Origin of the sequence: Pseudonocardia ailaonensis (assembly GCF_039531635.1) — a bacterium.
GTDB classification, from domain to species: Bacteria; Actinomycetota; Actinomycetes; order Mycobacteriales; family Pseudonocardiaceae; genus Pseudonocardia; species Pseudonocardia ailaonensis.
In genome coordinates this window covers 174,636-196,777 of record NZ_BAAAQK010000028.1, presented here as the reverse complement: position 1 = coordinate 196,777, position 22,142 = coordinate 174,636, and the positions used below count along the sequence as shown (strand labels likewise).

The window sequence follows — 22,142 nt, the reverse complement described above, 5'->3', positions numbered from 1 at the left end:
ACCGGGAACCCCGGGACGGTCGGGGGGAGGCGCTTCCCTGGGTCCATGACGACCCGTGAGCTCGCCGCCGCCCTGCTCGATCTCGTGCTGCCCACCTCGTGCGGCGGGTGCGGGCTCGGCGGGATCGGATGGTGCCCGGAGTGCGCGGCGCGGGTCGACGGGCCCGTGACGGCGTCGGTGCCGGGCGTCGGGACGGTGTGGGCGGCGGGCCGCTACCGCGGACCGTTGCGCACCGCGCTGCTCGGGTACAAGGAGCGCGGCCGCCGCGATCTCGCCGGCCCGCTGGCGGGGGTGCTGGCGCCGCTGGTGCCCGCGGGCGCCCTGCTGGTCCCCGTGCCGTCGCGGGCGGCGGCGGCGCGGGCGCGCGGGGGAGACCACGTGCTGCGGCTGTGCCGGGAGCTCGCCCCGGCGGAGGTGTGGCCGCTGCTGGCGATCACTCGCCGTGCACGGGACTCGGTGGGGCTGGACGCGGCGGCACGGGCCGCGAACCTGGCGGGCCGGATCCGCGTCCGCTCGCCCGTGAACCCGCCGCGCGGGGTGCTGCTGGTCGACGACGTGGTGACGACCGGGGCGACCCTGCGCGCGTGCCGCGCGGCCCTCGTGGAGGTGGGAATCCGGGTGGACGGCGCACTCGTGCTCTGCACCGCGCTCCGGCGACCCCGTCGCCTGCCGGGCTCGCTGCCAACCCCTCCAAAGTACGGGTTGTCGCAGGTCAGGGGAAGGGAAATCCGTGAATACGACCGAATCGGCGTCACTCGCCGCTCAGGACTGTTGCCCGACCGTGATGCGCACTACCGTGCCTGGCACACGTAACCCACGCCACAACGGGAGGGGAACACCGATCATCTGCTTCGGGTCCCCACGGGGGTCTCTCGACCACCTGTCGCGCGTTCGGCGCCGCCACGGCGCACATCCGGAACGCACCCGAAGTCACCGCCCCGACTAGAGCTCAGAGCCTCAGAGCACGGAGAGCGAGGGAAGTCGAGTGGAGATCGTCGTCACTGGCCGCAACGTGGAGGTCCCGGACCATTTCCGGGTTCACGTCGAGGACAAGCTCACCAGGCTGGAACGCTACGACCACAAGATCATCGGTATGGAGGTCGAGCTCTTCCACGAGCCGAACCCCCGGCAGTCGAAGAACTGCCAGCGGGTGGAGATCACCGGGAGAGGTCGTGGGCCCGTCGCCCGCGCCGAGGCCTGTGCGCAGGACTTCTACGCGGCGCTCGACTGCGCCATCGCCAAGCTGGAGAGCCGCCTGCGCCGCAGCCACGACCGCCGCCGGGTGACCGGCCGCCGCTCGCGGGTCATGGCCGGACGCGGCGGCGTGGGCGCCGTCGCGGTGCTCGAGGAGCTGGCGGAGGTCGACATCGAGGCCGACGTCATGATCCCCTCGCCGCGGGGCCACTCGGACGACTTCATGGACGGGCCCGAGTCCTTCGCCGAGCCGCTCGACGAGCGCACCGAGGACGACCTGCCCGGCCGCATCGTGCGCCGCAAGCTGCACTCGGGCGAGCCGATCAGCATCGACGAGGCGCTCTCGCGCATGGAGCTCGTGGGTCACGACTTCTACCTGTTCGCCGACTCCGCCTGCGGCACCCCGTCGGTCGTGTATCGACGCAAGGGATACGACTACGGCGTGATCAGGCTCGGCGGCTGAGCCGCCCGCGTCGATGGAGCGGCTGAGCCGCCTGCGTCGGCGGAGCGGCTGAGCCCACCGGAACGCCCGTCCAGCGCACGACCCCGGAACCCTCGCGGCTCCGGGGTCGTTGCGCGGAGGGGGGCCTGACGGACGGTGGCTACCATGGTCGCGGGTGTGTGCCGTGCGCCGGCGTCCGCCCGGGTCCGCCGCCCACTGTGAGGGTGACGGGCGCAGCCCGAACCGCGATGAGCGAATGAGGTCGACCAGTGCCGTTGTTCACACGCCTGCTGCGCGCCGGCGAGACGAAGCTGGTGAAGCGGCTGGGCCGGATCGCCGCGGAAGTCGAGTCGTGGGAGCCGGAGATTCAGCCGCTCTCCGACGAGGCGCTGCGGAGCAAGACCGAGGAGTTCCGCAAGCGCTACGACGACGGCAACGGCGAGTCGCTCGACGAGCTGCTGCCCGAGGCGTTCGCGGTGGTCCGCGAGGCCGCCCGCCGGACCCTCGGCCAGCGTCCCTTCCCCGTGCAGCTCATGGGTGGCGCGGCGCTGCACCTGGGCAACGTCGCGGAGATGCGCACCGGTGAGGGCAAAACCCTGACCTGTGTGCTGCCCTCCTACCTCAACGCGATCGCCGGCAAGGGCGTCCACGTCGTCACCGTCAACGACTACCTGGCCAAGCGCGACGCGGAGAACATGGGCCGGATCCACCGGTTCCTCGGCCTCGAGGTCGGCGTCATCCTCTCGGAGATGACGCCGTCGCAGCGGCGCCAGCAGTACGCGGCGGACATCACCTACGGCACGAACAACGAGTTCGGCTTCGACTACCTGCGCGACAACATGGCGTGGAACTCCGCGGACATGGTGCAGCGCGGTCACCACTTCGCCATCGTCGACGAGGCGGACTCGATCCTCATCGACGAGGCCCGCACCCCGCTGATCATCTCCGGCCCGGCCGAGCAGAGCGCGCGCTGGTACCAGGAGTTCGCGCGGATGGCCCCGCTGATGAAGCCGGAGCTGCACTACGAGGTGGACGAGCGCAAGCGCACCGTCGGTGTCACCGAGGAGGGCGTCGCGTTCGTCGAGGACCAGCTCGGCATCGACAACCTCTACGAGGCCGCCAACACCCCGCTCGTCGGCTACCTGAACAACGCCCTCAAGGCGAAGGAGCTGTTCAAGAAGGACAAGGACTACATCGTCCGCGAGGGCGAGGTCCTGATCGTCGACGAGTTCACCGGCCGCGTGCTGGCCGGCCGGCGCTACAACGAGGGCATGCACCAGGCCATCGAGGCCAAGGAGAAGGTGGAGATCCAGGCCGAGAACCAGACCCTGGCCACCATCACCCTGCAGAACTTCTTCCGGCTCTACGAGACGCTCTCGGGCATGACCGGTACCGCCGAGACCGAGGCGGCGGAGCTGCACCAGACCTACGGCATGCACGTCGTGGTCATCCCCACCAACCGCGACATGGTCCGCATGGACCAGGCGGACCTGATCTACAAGACCGAGGCGGCGAAGTTCGACGCCGTGGCGGACGACATCGCGGAGAAGCACCAGAAGGGGCAGCCGGTCCTGATCGGCACCACGAGCGTCGAGAAGTCCGAGTACCTGTCGACGCTGCTGACCCAGCGCCAGGTGCCCCACGAGGTGCTCAACGCGAAGCAGCACGAGCGCGAGTCGATGATCATCGCGCAGGCCGGGCACGTCGGCGCCGTCACCGTCGCCACGAACATGGCGGGCCGCGGTACGGACATCATGCTGGGCGGCAACCCGGACTTCCTCGCCGATCTCGAGCTGCGCGGCCGCGGGCTGGACCCGGTCGAGCACCGCGAGGAGTACGAGGCGGGCTGGGACGCGGCCGTCGAGCGGATGAAGAAGCAGGTCGCGGCCGAGGCCGAGGAGGTCCGCGAGGCCGGCGGGCTGTACGTGCTGGGCACCGAGCGACACGAGTCCCGCCGCATCGACAACCAGCTGCGCGGCCGCTCGGGCCGGCAGGGCGACCCGGGCGAGTCCCGCTTCTACCTGTCGCTGGGCGACGAGCTGATGCGCCGCTTCAACGGCGCCGTGGTCGAGTCGATCATGAACCGGTTCAACCTGCCCGAGGACGTCCCGATCGAGGCCAAGATGGTCACCCGGGCGATCCGCAGCGCGCAGACGCAGGTCGAGCAGCAGAACTTCGAGATCCGCAAGAACGTCCTGAAGTACGACGAGGTGCTCAACCAGCAGCGCAAGGTCATCTACGACGAGCGCCGCCGGGTGCTCGCCGGGGAGGACGTCCAGGAGCAGACGCAGCACATGCTCCACGACGTGGTCGACGCCTACATCGACGGCGCCACCGCCGAGGGCTACGCCGAGGACTGGGACCTCGACAAGCTGTGGACGGCGCTGGGGCAGCTCTACCCCGTCAGGATCCGCTGGCAGGACCTCGTCGACGGGGACCCCGAGGACGGCGCCATCGACGACCTGAGCAAGGAGTCGCTGCGCGCGGCGATCATCGCGGACGCCGAGCGCGCCTACGCCGACCGCGAGGCGGAGATGGACTCGCTGATCGGCCCGCAGGGCGGCATGCGCGAGCTCGAGCGCCAGGTGCTGATGCAGGTCATCGACCGCAAGTGGCGCGAGCACCTCTACGAGATGGACTACCTCAAGGAGGGCATCGGGCTGCGCGCGATGGCCCAGCGGGACCCGGTCATCGAGTACCAGCGCGAGGGCTTCGACATGTTCGCCGCGATGCTCGACGGCATCAAGGAGGAGACGGTCGGGCACCTGTTCAACGTCGCGGTGCAGGTCCAGGAGGTGCCGGAGCCCGGTACCGAGGCCGCCGCGGCAGCGGCCGCCGCTGCCGCCGCCCAGAACGCGGCGGCCCAGAACGGGGCGGCCCAGAACGGGGCGGCCCAGAACGGCTCTGCCCAGAACGGGGGCGCCCAGAACGGGGCCGTGGCGAACGCCGCCCCGGCACCCCAGGTCGTCCAGGAGCCGGAGACCCGGCCCGTCCCGCGGGTGCCCGCGGCGATGTCGGACGACGACACCCCGACCTCGGTCCTGCCGGCCGCGTTCCGCGGTGGCCCGCAGCAGAACCTGCGCTACAGCGGCCCGAGCGAGGAGGGCGAGATCGTCACCCGTGGCGGGCAGCAGCGCCAGCAGCCCCGCCAGCAGCCGCGGCAGCCGCAGCGCCAGCAGCAGGGCGGGCCGGACCAGGGCGGGAACCGGGCGGAGCGCCGTCGCCAGGAGCGGGCGTCGCGCAAGCAGGGGCAGTAGGCGGCAGCAGCCGCCCGCACGATCGACCGGGGACGCCCCCGATGATCGACGACCGTGACCGCCGGCCCGCCGGGATCGTCGTTTCCCGGTGAGGGACGGTGATCCTGGTTCGGGGTCGGCGCGAGCCGGTCAGAGGATCCGCAGGGCGGTGCAGTGCCAGTCCCCGGTCGACGTGCGTTCGAGGTGCGCGGCGACCGCGCGGACCCGGCCGGCGATCCGACAGACCGCCGCGACCTCCGCGTCCGCGCGCCCGGGCAGGCTGACGTGCAGGGACCGCATCCCGGTGCCCTGCCCGGCGGCGCGCGGCGTGCGCGGCCGCAGCTGGCGGGGTGCGCCGGCGGCCAGGTAGCGCAGGACGGCCGGGGTGACGTGCGGGGCGAGATGGGGGAGGGGCCGCCGCCCGTCGAGGATCTCCAGCGCGGTCCGCACCACGACCGCCGCGCACCGCCGCGCGGCCTCGGCCTGCTGCCGCTCCCGAACCGCTGAGGGCTCGATCCGGCGCGGGACCAGCGTGCCGTCGCGTCTCGCTCCGAGCGGACGGGGTGTGGGAGGGCGGCGGTCGGCGCGGACCGGCGGGCGCCTCGACTCGACGGCGGGGGTGGTCGGGCTGATGGCCGCTGGGTGGACGGCGGTCCCGGGGTGCGGGGCCCCGGGGTGCGGGGTCCTGGTGGGGCCGCCGGTGGCGGCCGACGCCCTCGGGGCCGGGTCGGCCGGGACGGGATTCACCGGTATCCCCGCGTCGGGGATGGGTGGTTCGTAGCGGGCCAGGCGCAGGAGCGGGCGGGCTCCCGGGGCGGGCACGGCGGGGGCGGGTACAGCAGGAGCGGGTACAGCAGGAGCGGGTGCTGCGGGGGCGGGCACGGCGGGGACGGGCACGGCGGGGACGGGCACGGCGGGGACGGGCACGGCGGGGGCGGGCACGGCGGGGGCGACGAGCGCGGCTGTCATGGGGCAACGGTGTCGCCGTCGCCGGTTCCGTGACGCGGATCTCGGCGGTTCGTCGCCACAGCATCAGAAGCCTGATCGTCTGTCGGCTGATCGTTCGGGGCTGTAGCATCCGGCGATGGTCACCGAGCCGGTCCCGCTCACCGAGCTCCTGGTACGGGCCGGGGAGGCGGTCACCCGGTTCCGGCGCCGCGTCACGGCGGAGCACGGCCTCAGCGGCACCGCGCTGGGCGTACTCGAGTCCCTCGCCCGCACCGGGGGCCTGTCGCACCGCGAGCTCGCGGGCACCCTCGGCGTCACCCCGGCCACCCTCACCCCGGTCGTCGACGAGCTGGAACGGGTGGGCGAGGTGCGCCGGGAACGGGACCGCGACGACCGCCGGATCGTCCGGGTGTGGATCACCGACGCCGGAGCGCGCCGGGCGGAGTCCGCGGGCGCGGACGTGGGCGAGACGATGAGGGCGGCGCTCCCGGAACCGAGCAGCGCGGAGGCCGAGACCGTCCGCCGCCACCTCCACGCCGTCCTCGCCGCGATGAGCGACGACCCCACCCCCGCGAGTCGGCACATCCGGTAGCCCGAAACACACATCTGCGACGTGGCCGGTCCTCGCCGGCACCGTGCCCGCGGCCGGCCGGGCCCGGATCGTCCGGCCCCGACGCTGCCGGACGACGCACTAGCGTGGAGTCGTGCGCGGGCTCATCCTCGACTACGGCGGCGTCCTGACCGACGGGCCGGAGATGCTCGCGCTGCCCGCCCGTGCGCGGGCCGCCGGGCTGCGCACCGCGCTGCTCTCCGACGCCCATGCGGTGCCGGACGAGTATCGCGGCCTCTTCGACGCCGTGGTGCTCGGGGGCTCCACGGGCGCCCGCAAGCCGGATCCGGAGGCCTTCCGCCGTACGGCGGAGCGGCTCGGACTCGCGCCGCAGGAGTGCGTGGTGGTCGACGACTCACCGGTCAACGTGCGGGGCGCCGCCGCCGCGGGAGCCGTCGGCGTCCGGCACACGGATCCGGTGTCCACGCTGCGCGAGCTCGCGATCCTGTTCGACTGGCCACCCACCGACGGCTGACCCGCCGACGGCTGACCCGTCGACGGCTGAAACACCGGCTGACACACCGACGGCGCCGCCCCGAGTGGGGCGACGCCGCAGGGTGGGACAGGAGATGCCCCGGAAGGGACATTCCCGTCACGGGGTCACGCGGGCGGGGGCGGAGGCTGCTCGCCCTCGGGCGCGGGGGGCGGCGGGGCGGTGGTGTCACCCTCCCCGGTCTTCTCCTGCGCGAAGTCGACGGCCTTGTCGATGTGCTCGTCGTGGCCGGCGAACTTGCCCTTGGCGAACTCACCGGCCTTGTCGAGGCCCTGGTCGACCTTGTCGTCGTGCTGGCCGATCAGCTCTTTTGCCTTGTCCAGGAATCCCATGTGCGTCACTGTGGACTCTCGGCCGCCGCGGCGCCACCCCGGGCTCACCCGTTCGGGCGAAGGCGCGCGTGCTCCGGGCGGAGGTCGTCGACGGCCGTCACGCCGATGAGCTGCAGGGTCCGCGTGACCTCGCCGGTGAGGATCTCCACCGCCTTGGCGACGCCCGCGCGTCCCCCCGCCATCAGCCCGTACAGGTAGGCGCGCCCCACCAGCGCGGCCCGCGCACCCAGCGCGATCGCCGCGACGACGTCGGCGCCGTGCATGATCCCGGTGTCCACCAGGACCTCCGCGGAGTCGCCGATCTCCTGCACCGTCGGCTCGATCAGCTCCGCGGGCACCGGGGCGCGGTCGAGCTGGCGCCCGCCGTGGTTGGACAGGAGCACCCCGTCCGCACCGGCGTCGACGACCCGGCGGGTGTCCGCGACGTTCTGGATCCCCTTGATCACCAGCTTGCCGGGCCAGACACCGCGCAGCCAGTCGACGTCGTCCATGGTCAGGGCCGGATCGAAGACCCGGTTGATCAGCTCGGCGACGGTGCCCTCGGTCGACTCGAGGGTGGCGAAGGTGAGCGGTGCGGTGGTGAGCAGGTCGAACCACCAGTTCGGGTGGCGGGCGCCGTCGAGGAAGGTGCGCAGGGTCAGGGCCGGCGGGATGGACAGGCCGTTGTGGACGTCCCGGCGGCGGTTCCCGCCGACGGGGGTGTCGACCGTCAGCATCAGGGTGTCGTAGCCGGCGGCCTGGGCGCGCTGCACGAGGTCCTTGGCGAACGAGCGGTCGCGCCAGAGGTAGAGCTGGAACCAGTTCCGGCCGGTGGGGGCCGCCGCGGCGACCTCCTCGATCGTGGTGGTTCCCATGGTGGACAACGTGTACGGGATGCCGACCTCCGCCGCGACGGACGCGACGGCGGGCTCGCCCTCGGTGCCCATCATGCGGGTGAACCCGGTGGGCGCGAAGGCGAACGGCAGCGCGGAGCGGGCGCCGAGGATGTCCCGGCCGAGGTCGACGGTGCTGACGTCGCGCAGCACCGTCGGCGAGAACTCGACGCGCGACCAGGCTCCCCGCGCGCGGCTCAGCGAGAGCTCGCCGTCCGCGGCGCCGTCGGTGTAGTCGAAGACGGCGCGGGGGGTGCGGCGCCGGGCGATGGCCCGCAGGTCGGCGATCGACGCGGCCCGCCGCAGCCGCCGCTCGACCCCGTCCCGCACGAAGGGCGCGGGCTGCAGCAGGGGTCGGAGCTCACTGATCCGGGGCAACCGACGATCGACCATCCCCGGAGGTTAACCCCCGCTCACTCACCCCGTCGGCGTTATGGAGCCACAACTGTCGTTCAGCCTGCCCGAAACGACAGTTGTGGCTCCATAATGCGGAAATGGGGGCGGAAAGTCAGCGGCGGCGGTGGAGTTCGTACGCGGCGACCGCTGCGGCGGACGCGACGTTGAGGGACTCGACGCCGCCCATGAGTGGGATCGCCAGGGTGCCGTCGAGGAGTGGGCGGACCTCGGGGGAGAGGCCGTCCGTCTCGTTGCCCAGGACGAGCGCGACCCGGGGTGGCAGCTCCGCGTCGAGCAGCGAGGACCCGCCCATGTCGAGGCCGTAGATCCCGAAGCCGGCCCCCTTGAGCGCGGCCAGACCCTCCTCGGCCGTCCCGGAGCGCAGCACCGGCGCCGAGAACGCGACTCCGGCGGAGGCCTTGATCACCAGCGGGTCGATCGCGGGGACCCCGCGCCGCGGCAGGAGGACGCCGTCGAGGCCGGCACCCGTGGCCGTCCGCAGGATCATCCCGACGTTCGACGGGTTGGTCACGCGGTCGAGCACCAGCACCGCGGCCGGCCGCCGGCTCCCCAGATCGGACACGAACACCGACACGGGTGCCATCCGCGGGGCGACCACGTCCGCGAGAACGCCCTGGTCGTGCCGCCCGTTGCCGGCCAGCACCTTCACCCGGTGGGCGCTCGCCCGCTGCACCGGCACGCCCCGGCGGCGCGCGGCCTGCTCGATCTCGCGCACCGAGTCCCCGCGGGTGCCCTCGGCGACGATCACCTTGTCGACCTCGAGGGACTCGTCGTCGAGCGCCTCCAGCACGGGTTTGCGCCCGTAGACGGTGATGAAGGCGTCCTTGGGTGAGACAGTCACGCCCGGAAGCCTCGCACGTAGGATCTGACGCATGCCGCCCCGGCTCTCCGCGCTCGACGCGTCCTTCCTGTATCTCGAACAGGCCACGACGCCCATGCACGTCGGCGGGGTGGCCGTCGTCGAGCGCCGGCCCGAGGGCCTGGACTACGAGCGGCTCGTCGAGCTCGTGGACCAGCGGATCTCGCTGGTGCCGCGCTACCGGCAGAAGGTCCGGTACGTGCCCGGCAACCTCGCCCGCCCGGTGTGGGTGGACGACACGGACTTCGACACCGCCTACCACGTGCGCCGCTCCGCGCTCCCGCGCCCGGGGACGGACGAGCAGCTGTGCGAGCTGGTCGCCCGGCTGATGTCGCGCCCGCTCGACCACACCCGCCCGCTGTGGGAGATGTACCTGGTCGAGGGGCTGTCGGGGGACCGGATCGCCGTCGTCACCAAGACGCACCAGGCGATGATCGACGGGATCTCCGCGATCGACCTGTCCCAGGTGATCCTCGACGTCTCGCCCGAGGGCCGGCCCGGCTCGGACGAGGTCTGGATGCCGCGGCCCGAGCCGTCGGACGCCCGGCTCGTGGTCGAGGCGATCGGCGAGACCATCTCCCGGCCCGGCGAGATCGCGGACAACGTGCGCGTCGCCGCGGGGGACGCGATGGCGATCGCGACCAAGATGGCGGGCGTCGCCGGCAAGCTGTTCACCATGGCGCGCACGGCGTCCCGGCCCGCGCCGGGCACCCCGCTCAACGTCGACATCTCCACCCAGCGCCGGTTCGCGATCGCGCGCTCGGACCTGGAGGACTACCGGCGGATCCGCGCGGCGCACGGCTGCTCGGTCAACGACGTCGTCCTCTCCGTGGTGTCCGGCGCCCTGCGGAACTGGCTGCTCAGCCGCGGCGAACCGGTGACGTCCGGGGCGTCGGTGCGCGCGATGGTGCCGATGTCCGTGCGCGGCGAGGCGGACGTGCCGAGCTCGGTCGGGTCGCTCGGCAACCGGGTGTCGTCGTTCCTGGTGGACCTGCCGGTGGGGGAGCCGAGCCCGCTCGTGCGGCTGCACCACGTGACGCACGCCATGCGCGAGCACACCTCGTCCGGGCAGAACGTCGGCGCGGACACCCTGGTCCGGATCGGCGGCTTCGCCCCGCCGACCCTGCACGCGCTGGGCGCGCGGGCCGCGAGCGGGATGTCGCGGCGGATCTTCAACCTCGTGGTGACGAACGTCCCCGGCCCGCAGTTCCCCCTCTACGCCGCCGGTGCGCGCATGCTGGAGATGTTCCCGGTCGTCCCGCTGGCGAAGGGCCAGGCGCTCGCCATCGGCCTGACCAGCTACGACGGCGGGGTGTACTACGGCTTCAACGGCGACCGGGACGGCATGCCGGACGTCGACGTCCTCGCCGGCCTGGTCGACGAAGCGCTGGACGAACTGCTGGCCGCGGGCCGGTAGGAAACGGCAGAGAGGGAAGAGCGATGCGTATCTACCTCCCCGGGACCTGGCCGATGCTGCGGCGGCTGGTCAAGACGGGCAAGTTCGACCCGATCGGCGGCACGGCGTTCGCGCTGACCCCGAAACTGCGCGAGTCCTACGTCACCGGGGACGACGAGGAGCTCGAGTACGCGGCGATGAGCGAGGCGGCCCGGGCGTCGCTGCGGCTGCTCGCCGTCGAGTTCGGGCTCGGCGAGGACCAGGTGCCGGCGCGGCGGGTGGTGGTGGCGGCGGACCTCGAGGACGTCAAGCTCCGCCCGGATCTCGACGACGGCGCGGTCCGGATCACGGGCCCGGTCCCGATGAGCGCGATCGCGGCGGTGCACGTGGACACCGAGGAGGCCGAACACGCCGTCCGCGAGGCGGCGGGCGCGGTGGACAAGGCCGACCTCGGCGACCTCGACGCGGAGTTCCTGGTCGGGGAGGCGGAGGACCAGGAGCTGTCCTGGTACTCCCCCGAGGAGGTCTCCTTCCTGGTCGACCTCGGCGACCTGTAACCCCACCCCCGCGAGTCGCAGGGCCTCGGCCCCCAGCCGGGCCCTCGGTGGTCCGAGTCGACCATTCCGGTCGACGACGTCCGGCTACCCGCGGGAGGCTGGACCGGTGTTCGCGCGGATCCGGGCCGAGGGGCTCGCGGCGGCCGTCGAGGTCGCCGGACGGCTGGGCCTGGCCGGAGAGCCGGAGGTCCTCTCCGAACGGGGCAACCTGCTCGTGCGCTTCGGTGCCGTGGTGGCGCGCGTCGCGACCCTGACGGCACACACCCGGCGCCATCCCGAGGAGTGGCTGGCGCGGGAGCTCGCCGTCGCGACACGGGTGGCGCGGCGGGGTGGGCCCGTCGTCGCCCCGCTGGCCGAGGCCGGCCCCCACCGGGCCGGCGGCTACGTGCTCACGCTGTGGGAGTACGTCGAGATCCTGCCCGACCGGCCCGATCCCGAGACGGCCGGGCGCGCGCTGGCCCGGCTCCACGCCGCGGCGGCGGGGGTCCCCGGCCTGCCCTGGCTCGCCGCGGCGGACCGGCAGACCGCCGAGGCCCTCGAGCGTGTGCCGGGGGCGCCGGCCTGGCTGCGGGAGGAACACGCCGCGGTGCTGGCCGAGCTCCGGGGCTCCGAACCCGTTGTCCTGCACGGCGACGCCCACGCCGGCAACCTGCTGCTCACGCCGAGGGGTCCGTTGTGGACGGACCTGGAGGAGACCTCCCTGGGTCCGCCGGAGTGGGACCTCGCGACCCTCGCGGGCAGCCGGTTCGGTCCGGATCGGACCGGCCGGAACCCCGCACCGGATCGGGACCCACCCGGACCCCCTGCCGACCGGACGCCTGCCGACCGGACGTCTGCCGAGCGGGAACCCGCCGATCGGAGGCCCGACGAGCGCACGCCTGTCGAGCCCCCTGTCGTCGGGACCCCTGTCGTCGGGACCCCCGCCCGACGGGCCCTCGCCGCCTGGGCCGCGGAGTCCGGCCGTCCCCTCCCCACCCCCGAGCAGTTCGCCCCCTTCCGCCGGGCGCGGGAGCTCGAGGGGCTCGCCTGGCTCCTCGCGATGGCGGAGGTCCATCCCGACCGCTACCGACCCCTGGCCGACCGGGCCCTCGCCGAGCGGGAGCCCCCGCCCCGGCCCCGGTGACCGCGGAGCAGCGCTGCGGCCCTGCTCCACGCTCCCACCCGGGGTCGTGGCTGCCCCTTCCGTCCTGCTACGGGGTACTGCCGCCCACCGGGTCGGTATAGGCAGGGGTGCGGTGCTCGAGGCCCGCGCGGACGGCTTCGGACTGGTTCGGGGTGCCGATGAGGGCACCGATCTCCTGCTGTTCGGCGGCGAGACCCTCGGCCAGGGCGACGGTGCCGGCCCGGTCGAGGAGACGCTTGGCGGCGCGGATCGCGTCGGGGCTGCGGGTGGCGATCTCGTGGGCCAGGGCGAGGGCGGCGGTGCGGGGGTCGTCGGCGGTGCGGGTGGCCAGGCCGAGGGCGACGGCCTCGGTGCCGGAGAGCACGCGGCCGGTGAAGGTCAGCTCCTTGGCATGGTCGCGGCCGACCAGGCCGGGGAGGAGCTGGGTGCCGGTCATGTCCGGGATCAGCCCCCAGTGGATCTCCCGGACGCTGAGCCGGGCGTCCGGCGCCACGATCCGGATGTCCGCGCCGAGCGCGATCTACAGGCCGCCGCCCAGCGCGTTGCCCGTGATCGCGGCGATCACCGGGACCGGCAGCTCGGCCCAGACGTGGGCGGCGCGCTGCCCGGTGGCCTGCGCCGGACCGTCGGTCGGTGGCAGGCCGACCCAGGCGGACGGACGCTCGCCGCCGGCCAGCGCGGCCATGGCGCCCAGGTCGAGGCCGGCGCAGAAGTCCGGGCCCTCCCCGGACAGCACCACCGCCCGCAGGCCCGGTTCGGTGCGCAGCGCCTCGCCGGTGCGGACCAGGGCCTCGAACATCGCCGGATCCAGGGCGTTGCGCTTCTCCGGCCGGGCCAGGCGGACGTCCGCCACCCCGTCCGCGATCCCGACCGTGACCCGCACGCGGCTTCCTCCCGTCGACAGGACACCACCGTGTCGAACGATCGTTCAGGACGCAAGGAGGCGGCGTCGGCTACGCGGGCTCGGCGTCGACGATCCGCATGACGATCAGGGTGTAGCGCTCGACGAGGTCCTCGGCGGAGAGCGTGCCGTCCGGCCGGTACCACTGCGCGATCGCGTTGCAGGCGGCCTGGGCGGCCCGCCGCGCGTCCGCCGGGTGCGGGCAGCGGAACGTCCCGAGCCGCACCCCCTCGTCGACGATGTCCGCCCAGATCGTGCTGGCCTTCGTGCGCAGGCCCTCGAGCCGCTCGCCCTGCCCGGCCTCGAGGTTGCGCCACTCGCGGGCCGAGATGTTGCTCTCGACCTGCTGTTCCACCCGGTACACGACGGTGGCCCTGACCAGCGCCGCCAGCCGTGCGGTCGAGTCGGTCAGCGGGATGTCCGCCAGCGCCTCGTCGCAGCGCCGGAAGTACTCGAGGGTGTGCTCCTCGATCAGTGCGGCGAGCAGGTCCTGCTTGCTGGGGTGCCAGTAGTAGAGCGCGGAGAGCGACAGCCCGGCGCGGCCGGCGATGTCCCGGATGGACGCGCCGTGGTAGCCGCGCTCGTGGAACACCTCGCGCGCCGCGGCCGCGATCGCCTCCCGACCCCCGCCCCGCGGGATCGCTCCACCGTCCACAGCCGTGCTCACGCACGTCAGCGTAGTGCCCGCGTGGCCGGCCGTGCCCGGTGCTAACTTAACGATTGATCGTTCGCGGCGAGCACGGAGGTGGCGATGAGCGGGACCACGGGCTTCCGTGACGAGCTGCGGGCCTGGTTGCGGGAGCACGCGCCGGCGCCCGGAGCGGACCTCGACGCGGCGAAGTCCTTCCAGGCCGCCCTCCACGACGCCGGGTACGCCGGCCTGACCTGGCCGAAGGAGGCCGGCGGGCAGGGCCTCGGGCCCGAGTACCAGCAGGTCTTCGACTCCGAGGCCGCCGAGTACGAGCTGCCCACCTACCCCTTCCTGATCGGGACGGGCATGTGCGGGCCCACGCTCGTCGACCTGGGGACGGACGAGCAGCGCGCCCGCTACCTGCCGCCGCTGCTGCGCGGCGAGGAGATCTGGTGCCAGCTGTTCTCCGAGCCGGGCGCGGGATCGGACGTCGCCGGGCTGCAGACGCGTGCGGTCCTCGCGGGAGACGAGTGGATCGTCGACGGCCAGAAGGTGTGGACGACGAACGCCCAGTGGGCCGCCTACGGCGCCCTGCTCGCCCGCACCGATCCCGACCGGCCGAAGCACGCCGGGCTGACGATGTTCGTGCTCGACATGCACGCCCCGGGCGTCACCGTCCGGCCGCTGCGGGACATGTCCGGCCGCAGCCCCTTCAACGAGATCTTCTTCGACGGCGTCCGGATCCCCGCCGACGCCGTGATCGGCCAGGTCAACGGCGGGTGGCACGCCGCCGTCACGATGCTGGGGCACGAGCGCGTGACGATCGGGGCGCGCCGCCGCGCGAAGAGCAACCCGCTCGACTTCACCGCCGCCGTGGCCACCGCGCAGCGGCTCGGGCGGGCCGGCGATCCCGGCGTGCGAGAGCGGCTCGCCGAGCTCTACGTGCACGAACGCGCGCTGGAGCTGTTCAACGCCCGGCTGCGCGAGGAGGCCGCCGCGGGCCGGTCGCCCGGGGCGCGCGGCTCCGTGGGCAAGCTCGCCGGCGCGATGCTCGCCCGCCTCGCGATCGAGACGGTCGGGGAGATCGCGGGCACCGGCACGGTCGCGTGGGCGCCGGACGACGCCCGCGGCGACGAGGTCGCGCTGGGTATCACCTCCGCGCCGTCGGCGAGCATCGCCGGCGGCACCAACGAGATCCAGCGCGGGATCATCGGCGAGCGGATCCTCGGGCTGCCCAAGGAGCCCTCGGTGGACCGCGATGTGCCGTTCCGCGAGCTGAGGGTCGGGACCCAGGGGAAGGCGGCTCAGCAGTGAGGCTCGTGCTCACCGAGGAGCAGGAGGCGCTGCGCGCCGCCGTCCGTGACCTGCTCGACGACCACTCCCGCGTCCGCGACCACCTGGGCGCGGTCGACGGCGATCGCTGGCGGCGGCTCGCCGCCCTGGACGTGCTGGGTCTCGTCGTGCCCGAGGAGTACGGCGGCGCCGGGGCGGGGCACGTCGAGCGGGCCGTCGTCGCCGAGGAGATCGGCCGGTCCCTCGCCCCGGTGCCCTTCCTCGGCTCGGCGGTGCTGGCCACGGACGCCCTGCTGGCGCTCGACGACGAGGCCGCGCGCCGCGAGCTGCTCCCGGCACTGGTGTCCGGGGAGCGGACGGCGGGCGTCGCGGTGGCCGAGCCCGGCAGCCCGTGGGGCCCGGGAGCCACCAGAGCCACCCGCGACGGCGACACCTGGACCCTGCACGGCCGCAAGATCCCGGTGCTCCCGGCCGACGTGTACCTCGTGGTCGCCACCACCCCGGACGGCCCGGGATGGTTCCGCGTCGACTCCGCGACCGCCCCGACCGCGACCGCCCCGACCGCGACCGCCCCGACCGCGACCGCCCCGACCGCGACCGCCCCGACCACGCTGACCACGACCACGCTGACCACGACCACGCTGACCACGACCACGCTGACCACGCTCGATCCCACGCGCGGTCTGGTCGCGCTCACCTTCGACGGAACCCCGGCCGTCCGGCTGGAGTCCGCCGATCCGGTCGCGGCCCTGGCCCGCGTCGCGGATCTGGCGACGGTCGCGCTCGCGGCCGAGCAGCTGGGCGGGCTCGGCCGCGTCCTCGAGATGGCGACGGAGTACGCGAAGGTCCGGATGCAGTTCGGCCGCGTGATCGGCTCCTACCAGGCGGTCAAGCACGGACTGGCGGACGTGCACTCGGAGTGGGAGATGGCCCTGTCCGTGGTGCGGTACGCGGCCTGGGCCGCCGACGAGGAGCCGGGCGAGCTCCCGGTCGCCTCCGCGCTGGCGGCCGCCCTCCTCGGCCCGGCGTACTTCCGGGCCGCGACGGCCTGTGTCCAGTATCACGGGGGCATCGGCTACACCTGGGAGCACGACGCGCACCTGTACTACAAACGTGCCAAGAGCACGGAGCTGCTGTTCGGCTCGCCGGCGCGGGACCGCGCGCGGCTGGCCGACCGGCTGGGCATCTGACTCGCGACGACGAGAGGCAGGCATGACCGACGACCCCGAGGAGCCCGTCCTCACCGACGTGGCGGACGGCGTCCTCACGGTGACGATCAACCGACCCGACCGCAAGAACGCCGCGAACGCGGAGGTCTGGACGGGCCTGCGGGAGGCGTTCCGTGCCGCCGACCACGACCGCGAGGTCCGCACCGTCGTCGTGCAGGGGGCGGGCGGCGACTTCTGCGCCGGTGCCGACCTGTCCGGCGGCCTGCTCGGCGAGCATCCGCTGCCCGGCATGCGTATGATCAACGAGGCCGCCTTCGCGCTGCACGACCTGTCCGTGCCGACCGTCGCGAAGGTGCGGGGGGTCGCGGTCGGCGCGGGCTGGAACCTGGCGCTGGGCTGCGATCTGGTGATCGCCGAGCGGGACGCGCGGTTCTCCCAGATCTTCGCCCGGCGCGGTCTCTCGCTGGACTTCGGCGGCTCGTGGCTGCTGCCCCGGCTCGTCGGCATGCAGCAGGCGAAGCGGCTGGCGCTGCTCGCCGAGATCATCGGGGCGGAGGAGGCCGAGCGCCTCGGGCTGGTGACGACCGTCGTCGAGCCCGGGACGATCGACGCCCACGTCGCCGAGCTGACGAAGACCCTCGCCGCGGGCGCGCCGGTGGCGATGGCGCAGACCAAGGCGCTGCTCCACGAGAACGCCGGACGCAGCTTCCGCGAGGCGCTGGAGAGCGAGGCGCGGGCACAGTCGGTCAACTTCGCGGGATCCGACGCGCCGGCGGCGTTCGAGGCCTTCCTGGAGAAGCGCGATCCGGAGTTCACGGGCGGGTGGAACGTCGGATGAGCGAGACCTTCACGGAGATCGCCTACGAGGTCGCCGACGGCGTCGCGACGATCACCCTGGACCGGCCGGACCGGCTCAACGCCTTCACGTCGGTGATGATGCGCGAGCTGGTGGCCGCCTACGGGGCCGCCGACGCGGACGACGCGGTGCGCGCCGTCGTCGTGACGGGTCGGGGGCGCGGGTTCTGCGCGGGCGCGGACCTGCAGCGCGGCGCGTCGACCTTCGACCTCGACGATCCGGTGCGGAAGGCCGAGCGTGCCGAGATCGGGACGGTCGGCGGTGCGCCGCGGGACGGCGGCGGCGTGGCGTCGCTGGCCACGGCCTCGTGCCGCAAGCCCGTGATCGGGGCGATCAACGGTCCGGCGGTGGGCGTCGGTGCCACGATGACCCTGCCCATGGACATCCGGCTGGCCTCGGAGACGGCCCGGTTCGGGTTCGTGTTCGCGCGGCGCGGGCTGGTGCCGGAGGCGGCGTCGAGCTGGTTCCTGCCGCGGATCGTGGGTATCGCGCAGGCGATGGAGTGGGTCGCCACCGGTCGGGTGTTCGACGCGGCCGAGGCGCTCGCGGGCCGGCTCGTGTCGCGGGTCCTCCCGCCGGACGAGCTGCTCCCCGCGGCCTACGCGCTCGCCCGGGAGATCGCGGACAACACCTCCGCGGTGTCGGTGGCGCTGAGCAAACAGATGCTGTGGTCGATGCTCGGCGCGGACTCCCCGTGGGAGGCGCACCGGGTGGACTCGGCGCTCATCGACCGGCTCGGCCGGGGCGCCGACGCGGCCGAGGGCGTGACGTCGTTCCTGGAGAAGCGCCCGCCGGCCTTCCCGAACACCGTCTCGGCGGACTACCCGGACGTCGTCGATCCCTGGCCCGGCACCAAGGCCGACTAGACGGCCCTCAGACCGAGGCGGTGCCGATCAGGCCCTTGCGCGTGACCAGTGCCGCCAGCTCCGCCTCCGCCAGCCCCGCGGTCCCCGCGGGGCGGCGGGGGAGGACCAGGTAGCGGGACTCGGCGCTGGCGTCCCACACCGAGATCGCGGTCGTCTCCGGCAGTTCGAGCCCGAACTCGCGCAGCACGCCGCGCGGGTCCCGGACCACCCGCGAGCGGTAGGCCTCGCTCTTGTACCAGGTGGGGGAGGGCCCGAGCAGCGCCACGGGATAGCACGAGCACAACGTGCAGACGACGACGTGGTGCTCGCTCTCGGAGTTCGCGACGACCTTGAGCCGCTGCTCCTGGATCCCGCCGGCCATCGAGAGCCCGACCTCGCGGATCGCCTCGTTCGCGTCGGCGAGCAGGCGCTCGGTGAAGCCCGCGTCGGCCCAGGCGTGGGCGACGATCCGGGCCCCGTTGGCCGGGGTGCCACCGGCCGCGAACTCGTCGATCCGGGCGTCGATCTCGCCGGGGTCGAGCAGGCCGCGGGCCTCCAGGAGGGACTCGACGTGCCGCACGTCGGCCGAGATCCGCGAGCTCGCGTGGCCGGTCACGAGGCCTCCTCCAGGTAGTCCTCCCACAGCTCCACCACGACGCTGTGCTCCCCGCTGCCGAACAGCTCGCTCGCGGCGAACCGCACGTGGTACACGGTCCGGGGCTCGCAGGCCCGGCCGCGGGCCCGCTCGTCGGCCAGGGGATGGCGGCCCGCGGGCTCCACGATCACCCCGACGGCGCCGCGGGCGTAGCGGGGCAGGCGGGTGTGGCCGTCGACGTCGGTCGTGCGGGTGCGGACGCGGTCGCCCGGCGCGTAGCGGTCAGGCACGGAGCTCCTCCGGCCGCGCGACGCCCTTCTCCACCAGCAGCATCCGGATCGCGGCGAACCAGCGCTCGTAGTACGAGGCGGCCAGGTACTCGCCGACCCCGAGACGCTCCTGGGCGTCGCGGAACTCGTCCAGGTTGTACACCCCGTGCTTGATCAACGCGCCGTTCAGCGCGAAGACGTGCGCCTCCCAGTCCTCGTGGAAGCGGGGTTCGTCCGGCTCCTCGTCGATGGGTGGGAACCCCGTCATCCCCCCGACGTCGTTGATGCGACTCATCGCTCTCTGCGGTCCCGGTCGCGCAGGATCCGGCGCTGCTCGCGCTCCCGCTCCCGGGCCTCCTGCCGCTCCCGCGAGAACCCCATCGCGCCGACCAGCGGGATCAGCAGGAACGCCAGCCAGGCGTAGGGGAAGTGCACGCTGTTGAGCGCGACGAACAGCACCAGGGCGAGGATCGGGCTGGAGGCGGCGATCCGCGTGCCCCAGCCCGAGAACCGGGCGGGCGCGGCGGTCTCGGTGACGGACGGCTGCGTGTTCGCGGCGGTCGCGAGGGTGGCCGTGTTGCGCGACCCGGGCAGCGACGGGTGCGGCGCCGGCAGGTCCGTGAACAGCTCGGTCAGCTCGGCGGCCGTGGTCGCGACGGCCGCCTTCGCGGAGCGGTCCGCGTACTCCTCGACCCCGAGCCGCCCCTCCTCGAGATGCGTGTTCAGCGCTCTCGACGCGGACTCCCGCTCGGCGGTCCCGATCCGAAGCTGCCCGTCTCCCACCGTCATAGGAGGCATTATGCGACCCGGTCCGGCCGCTGCGGGCGCGGAAGGGCCCCGAGGGCTAGAAGAACTGGTACGTAGTGCGCGAGAGGGAGAAACCGTGCCCGCTCGCGCCCACCCGGCACTCGACGCCGGTCTGCCGGCTGGCGCAGGTCACGTCGCCGACGCGCAGCGAGCGGCCGTAGTCGAGGATCGGGCCGGTGCCGAACACGGTGTCGCCGTGGCACACGAAGTCCGGCCGGTCCGATCCGGTGACCTCCAGCGCGTCCCCCCACACGCCCTGGCAGCCCGCCGGGCGGTTCGGCACCGTGCTCGGGTCCCAGGTGGCCTGGGCGATGTCGCAGCGCACGGAGTTGGGCGACAGGTAGCAGGCGATGTTGCCGCTGGGGCTGGAGAAGCCGGTGGCCTCGGTGGCGACCTGGACGTCGGAGGTCGTGGGAGGCGCGGTGGTGGTCGTGGTGGTCGTGGTGGGCGGCGCGGTGGTGGCCGAGGTGACCGGGGGCGCCGCCGTCGGTGTGGGGTCCGGGCTGCTCGTGGGCCGCAACGCGAGGTAGCTCACCCCGCCCGCCAGCGCGAGCACGACCAGGACGCCGACGGCCGCGGCGAGCACCCGCCAGCGCGGTTCGCGGACCACCGGCCGCGTGGGGGTGGGTGTGAGGGTCGCGGGCAGCCAGCCGGCGCCCGGGCGGTCCTCGGGCCCGGCCGAGAGGGCCGCCCGCACCTCCGCGGTCGACGGGCGGCGCTCGGGATCCCGGTCGAGGCAGCGGCGGACGATCCCGGCGAGCGGTTCCGGGACGCCCGCGAGGTCCGGTTCGGCGTGCACGGTCCGGTAGAGCAGGGCGTTGACGTCCCCGGTGCCGAAGGGCGGGCGCCCCGTCGCCGCGTAGGCGAGCACCCCACCGAGGGCGAAGACGTCGCCCGGCGGGGCCGAGCGGGCGTGGGTGATCTGCTCGGGCGCGATGAACCCCGGCGTCCCGACGACGGCGCCGGTGCGGGTCAGCATCGTCGCGTCGGCCGCGCGGGCGATCCCGAAGTCGATCACCCGCGGCCCGTCCGGGCCGAGCAGGACGTTGGCGGGCTTGAGGTCGCGGTGCACGATCCCGGCCGCGTGGATCGCGGCCAGCGCGTCCGCCAGCCCGACGCCGAGCAGCCGCACCTGCTCGGGCGGCATCGGCCCGTGCAGCGACACCGCGTCCCGCAGCGACGGCGCGGGCACGTACTCGGTGGCCATCCAGGGCGGGTCGGCCGCGGCGTCGGCGGCGAGCAGGGCCGCGGTGTACGGGCTGCGGACGCGGGTGGCGGCCTCGATCTCGTGGCCGAACCGGGCCCGGAACTCGGGATCGCCCGCGAGGTCCGCGCGCACCACCTTGACGGCGGCCTGGACGCCGGCGCGGTTGCGGCCCAGGTAGACCCGGCCCATCCCGCCCTCGCCGAGCAACCGGGTCAGCGTGAAGCCGCCGAGGGTGCGGGGATCGGGCACGGGCTACAGACTAGGTGCCGCGATCGAGACGGGTGCTCCCCAGTCCCGGTAGTCCGCGGTGAGCGTGAGCGTCCCGATGCCCGGCAGGGCCTGGCGGTTCTCGCTGCGCAGCGGGCGGTTCGCCGCGTCCACCCACAGGGTCGAGGAGATCCGGGTGAGCCCGCCGTCGACCTGGCTGCGCAGCTCGGCCTTGATGATCGGGTCCGTCTGCAGGTCGGCGGCCCGCACCAGGTCGACGACCACGAGGTACCGCACCGCGGCCACCCCGTCGACGGGCTGGTCCACCGCGTCCGCGATCAGGGCCGCGTCGGAGTACCGGGCGAGGTTGGCGGTGGGGTCCGCCGTGTCGGCGACGTTCGCCGCGGTGGTCGCGAGGGTCTTGTCCGGGGTGCCCGTGCTCGCGTGGTCCACCCGGGTCCAGGAACCGCCCGTGTCCCGGAACACCTGGCCGCTGCCCGTCACCACGAACCTCGCGGTCTGCGGGGTGCCCCCGGGCGCGGTGAGGGTCTGCGTGAACTGCGCCGAGACGCCGCCGGTGGGCTCGATCCGCAGGCTGCCGTCGCCGCCCAGGGTGGTGGGCCCCGAAGGCCCGTCGACCCGCCCGGACAGCCGCAGCACCGCGGTGCGGTCGGCCCGCTGCCGGGCGGCGACCACGGTGAGCAGGTCCGCGGCCGAGTAGTACTTGGGCAGGCCGGGGCTCGCGGCGCCGGCGCCCTCCGAGTTGCCCCGGGCGCACCCGGAGACGACCAGGACGACACCCAGGACGGCGACCAGGACCGCGATCGGTCCACGCCCGGCTGCGGACACGGTGACTCCCTCGTGAGCCGCCCGCCGCCCGTCT

At 74.0% G+C, this 22,142-nt stretch carries 23 protein-coding genes and 1 pseudogene; 12 read left to right on the top strand and 12 right to left on the bottom strand.

What is annotated here, in order from left to right; all coding sequences use genetic code 11:
• The first annotated feature begins 45 nt into the window (after window positions 1-45).
• The 3 genes from ABD324_RS33330 (at window position 46) to secA (ending at window position 4,893) form a co-directional block, all read left to right on the top strand.
• On the top strand, window positions 46-813 hold the full coding sequence (locus ABD324_RS33330; RefSeq protein ID WP_344426511.1) for a ComF family protein: 768 nt from the start codon (window positions 46-48) through the stop codon (window positions 811-813).
• Window positions 814-985: 172 nt separating this feature from the next.
• A complete protein-coding gene (hpf, locus tag ABD324_RS33325; RefSeq protein ID WP_344426509.1) occupies window positions 986-1,657 on the top strand; it encodes a ribosome hibernation-promoting factor, HPF/YfiA family in 672 nt (223 codons plus the stop codon).
• 248 nt (window positions 1,658-1,905) lie between these two features.
• Window positions 1,906-4,893, top strand: a complete 2,988-nt coding sequence (gene secA / locus ABD324_RS33320) for a preprotein translocase subunit SecA (RefSeq protein ID WP_425565958.1) — start codon at window positions 1,906-1,908, stop codon at window positions 4,891-4,893.
• 129 nt (window positions 4,894-5,022) lie between these two features.
• Here the strand turns inward: secA and ABD324_RS33315 are convergent, their stop codons facing one another.
• The gene (locus ABD324_RS33315) at window positions 5,023-5,841 is read right to left on the bottom strand and encodes an Rv3235 family protein (protein ID WP_344426507.1); all 819 of its coding nucleotides are present in this window, start codon (window positions 5,839-5,841) and stop codon (window positions 5,023-5,025) included.
• 115 nt (window positions 5,842-5,956) lie between these two features.
• Here ABD324_RS33315 and ABD324_RS33310 point away from each other — a divergent pair, with 115 nt between their 5' ends.
• The gene (locus ABD324_RS33310; protein WP_344426505.1) at window positions 5,957-6,412 is read left to right on the top strand and encodes a MarR family winged helix-turn-helix transcriptional regulator; all 456 of its coding nucleotides are present in this window, start codon (window positions 5,957-5,959) and stop codon (window positions 6,410-6,412) included.
• A 112-nt stretch (window positions 6,413-6,524) separates the two neighbouring features.
• On the top strand, window positions 6,525-6,905 hold the full coding sequence (locus tag ABD324_RS33305) for an HAD-IA family hydrolase (RefSeq protein WP_344426503.1): 381 nt from the start codon (window positions 6,525-6,527) through the stop codon (window positions 6,903-6,905).
• A gap of 125 nt (window positions 6,906-7,030) precedes the next feature.
• On the opposite strand, the gene ABD324_RS33300 is transcribed toward ABD324_RS33305, so the two are convergent.
• The 3 genes from ABD324_RS33300 to ABD324_RS33290 all read right to left on the bottom strand — a co-directional run bounded on the left by ABD324_RS33300 (window position 7,031) and on the right by ABD324_RS33290 (window position 9,418).
• Window positions 7,031-7,255 carry an antitoxin gene (locus ABD324_RS33300; RefSeq protein WP_344426501.1) on the bottom strand — a complete coding sequence of 75 codons (225 nt, stop codon included), beginning with the start codon at window positions 7,253-7,255 and terminating at the stop codon, window positions 7,031-7,033.
• 44 nt (window positions 7,256-7,299) lie between these two features.
• On the bottom strand, window positions 7,300-8,520 hold the full coding sequence (locus tag ABD324_RS33295) for an alpha-hydroxy acid oxidase (RefSeq protein WP_344426499.1): 1,221 nt from the start codon (window positions 8,518-8,520) through the stop codon (window positions 7,300-7,302).
• 115 nt (window positions 8,521-8,635) lie between these two features.
• Window positions 8,636-9,418, bottom strand: coding sequence for a TrmH family RNA methyltransferase (locus ABD324_RS33290; RefSeq protein ID WP_344426497.1), 783 nt, complete (start codon window positions 9,416-9,418; stop codon window positions 8,636-8,638).
• Here ABD324_RS33290 and ABD324_RS33285 point away from each other — a divergent pair.
• The 3 genes from ABD324_RS33285 to ABD324_RS33275 all read left to right on the top strand — a co-directional run bounded on the left by ABD324_RS33285 (window position 9,417) and on the right by ABD324_RS33275 (window position 12,479).
• On the top strand, window positions 9,417-10,820 hold the full coding sequence (locus tag ABD324_RS33285; RefSeq protein ID WP_344426494.1) for a WS/DGAT/MGAT family O-acyltransferase: 1,404 nt from the start codon (window positions 9,417-9,419) through the stop codon (window positions 10,818-10,820). The genes ABD324_RS33290 and ABD324_RS33285 overlap by 2 nt on opposite strands.
• A 23-nt stretch (window positions 10,821-10,843) precedes the next feature.
• Entirely contained in the window at window positions 10,844-11,356 is a 513-nt protein-coding gene (locus ABD324_RS33280; protein ID WP_344426492.1) for a DUF6912 family protein, read from the top strand.
• 106 nt (window positions 11,357-11,462) lie between these two features.
• Complete coding sequence (locus tag ABD324_RS33275; RefSeq protein ID WP_344426490.1) at window positions 11,463-12,479, top strand: phosphotransferase; 1,017 nt, start codon at window positions 11,463-11,465, stop codon at window positions 12,477-12,479.
• Window positions 12,480-12,546: 67 nt separating this feature from the next.
• On the opposite strand, the pseudogene ABD324_RS33270 reads toward ABD324_RS33275, so the two are convergent.
• Window positions 12,547-13,332, bottom strand: a pseudogene (locus ABD324_RS33270) (crotonase/enoyl-CoA hydratase family protein).
• Between the two features lie 100 nt (window positions 13,333-13,432).
• Window positions 13,433-14,047 (bottom strand): TetR-type transcription factor C-terminal domain-containing protein, encoded by a 615-nt coding sequence (locus ABD324_RS33265; protein ID WP_344426488.1) that lies wholly within the window; start codon window positions 14,045-14,047, stop codon window positions 13,433-13,435.
• An 84-nt stretch (window positions 14,048-14,131) separates the two neighbouring features.
• On the opposite strand from ABD324_RS33265, the gene ABD324_RS33260 reads away from it, so the two are divergent.
• From ABD324_RS33260 to ABD324_RS33245, 4 genes are read left to right on the top strand one after another with little or no spacing between them, the layout of a single operon-like run.
• Window positions 14,132-15,325, top strand: a complete 1,194-nt coding sequence (locus ABD324_RS33260) for an acyl-CoA dehydrogenase family protein (RefSeq protein WP_344426486.1) — start codon at window positions 14,132-14,134, stop codon at window positions 15,323-15,325.
• Window positions 15,322-16,494 carry an acyl-CoA dehydrogenase family protein gene (locus ABD324_RS33255; RefSeq protein WP_344426484.1) on the top strand — a complete coding sequence of 391 codons (1,173 nt, stop codon included), beginning with the start codon at window positions 15,322-15,324 and terminating at the stop codon, window positions 16,492-16,494. Before ABD324_RS33260 ends, ABD324_RS33255 begins: the two co-directional genes overlap by 4 nt.
• A 22-nt stretch (window positions 16,495-16,516) precedes the next feature.
• Window positions 16,517-17,311, top strand: coding sequence for an enoyl-CoA hydratase/isomerase family protein (locus ABD324_RS33250; protein WP_344426481.1), 795 nt, complete (start codon window positions 16,517-16,519; stop codon window positions 17,309-17,311).
• Window positions 17,308-18,195, top strand: coding sequence for an enoyl-CoA hydratase-related protein (locus tag ABD324_RS33245; RefSeq protein ID WP_344426478.1), 888 nt, complete (start codon window positions 17,308-17,310; stop codon window positions 18,193-18,195). The genes ABD324_RS33250 and ABD324_RS33245 overlap by 4 nt, the downstream gene beginning before the upstream one ends.
• 7 nt (window positions 18,196-18,202) lie before the next feature.
• On the opposite strand, the gene ABD324_RS33240 is transcribed toward ABD324_RS33245, so the two are convergent.
• Genes ABD324_RS33240 through ABD324_RS33215 form a run of 6 tightly spaced genes read right to left on the bottom strand, consistent with a single transcriptional unit; the run spans window position 18,203 to window position 22,108 of the window.
• Entirely contained in the window at window positions 18,203-18,790 is a 588-nt protein-coding gene (locus tag ABD324_RS33240; protein ID WP_344426475.1) for a nitrile hydratase subunit alpha, read from the bottom strand.
• Window positions 18,787-19,059: an SH3-like domain-containing protein gene (locus ABD324_RS33235; RefSeq protein WP_344426472.1), complete on the bottom strand. Its 273-nt coding sequence runs from the start codon at window positions 19,057-19,059 to the stop codon at window positions 18,787-18,789. Before ABD324_RS33235 ends, ABD324_RS33240 begins: the two co-directional genes overlap by 4 nt.
• Window positions 19,052-19,333: a hypothetical protein gene (locus ABD324_RS33230; protein ID WP_344426469.1), complete on the bottom strand. Its 282-nt coding sequence runs from the start codon at window positions 19,331-19,333 to the stop codon at window positions 19,052-19,054. The genes ABD324_RS33235 and ABD324_RS33230 overlap by 8 nt, the downstream gene beginning before the upstream one ends.
• Window positions 19,330-19,827 (bottom strand): DUF1707 SHOCT-like domain-containing protein, encoded by a 498-nt coding sequence (locus ABD324_RS33225; RefSeq protein WP_344426466.1) that lies wholly within the window; start codon window positions 19,825-19,827, stop codon window positions 19,330-19,332. Before ABD324_RS33225 ends, ABD324_RS33230 begins: the two co-directional genes overlap by 4 nt.
• Before the next feature lie 55 nt (window positions 19,828-19,882).
• Window positions 19,883-21,301, bottom strand: coding sequence for a protein kinase domain-containing protein (locus ABD324_RS33220; protein ID WP_344426463.1), 1,419 nt, complete (start codon window positions 21,299-21,301; stop codon window positions 19,883-19,885).
• 3 nt (window positions 21,302-21,304) lie between these two features.
• Window positions 21,305-22,108 carry an SCO4651 family lipoprotein gene (locus ABD324_RS33215; protein WP_344426460.1) on the bottom strand — a complete coding sequence of 268 codons (804 nt, stop codon included), beginning with the start codon at window positions 22,106-22,108 and terminating at the stop codon, window positions 21,305-21,307.
• Between the last annotated feature and the right edge of the window lie 34 nt (window positions 22,109-22,142).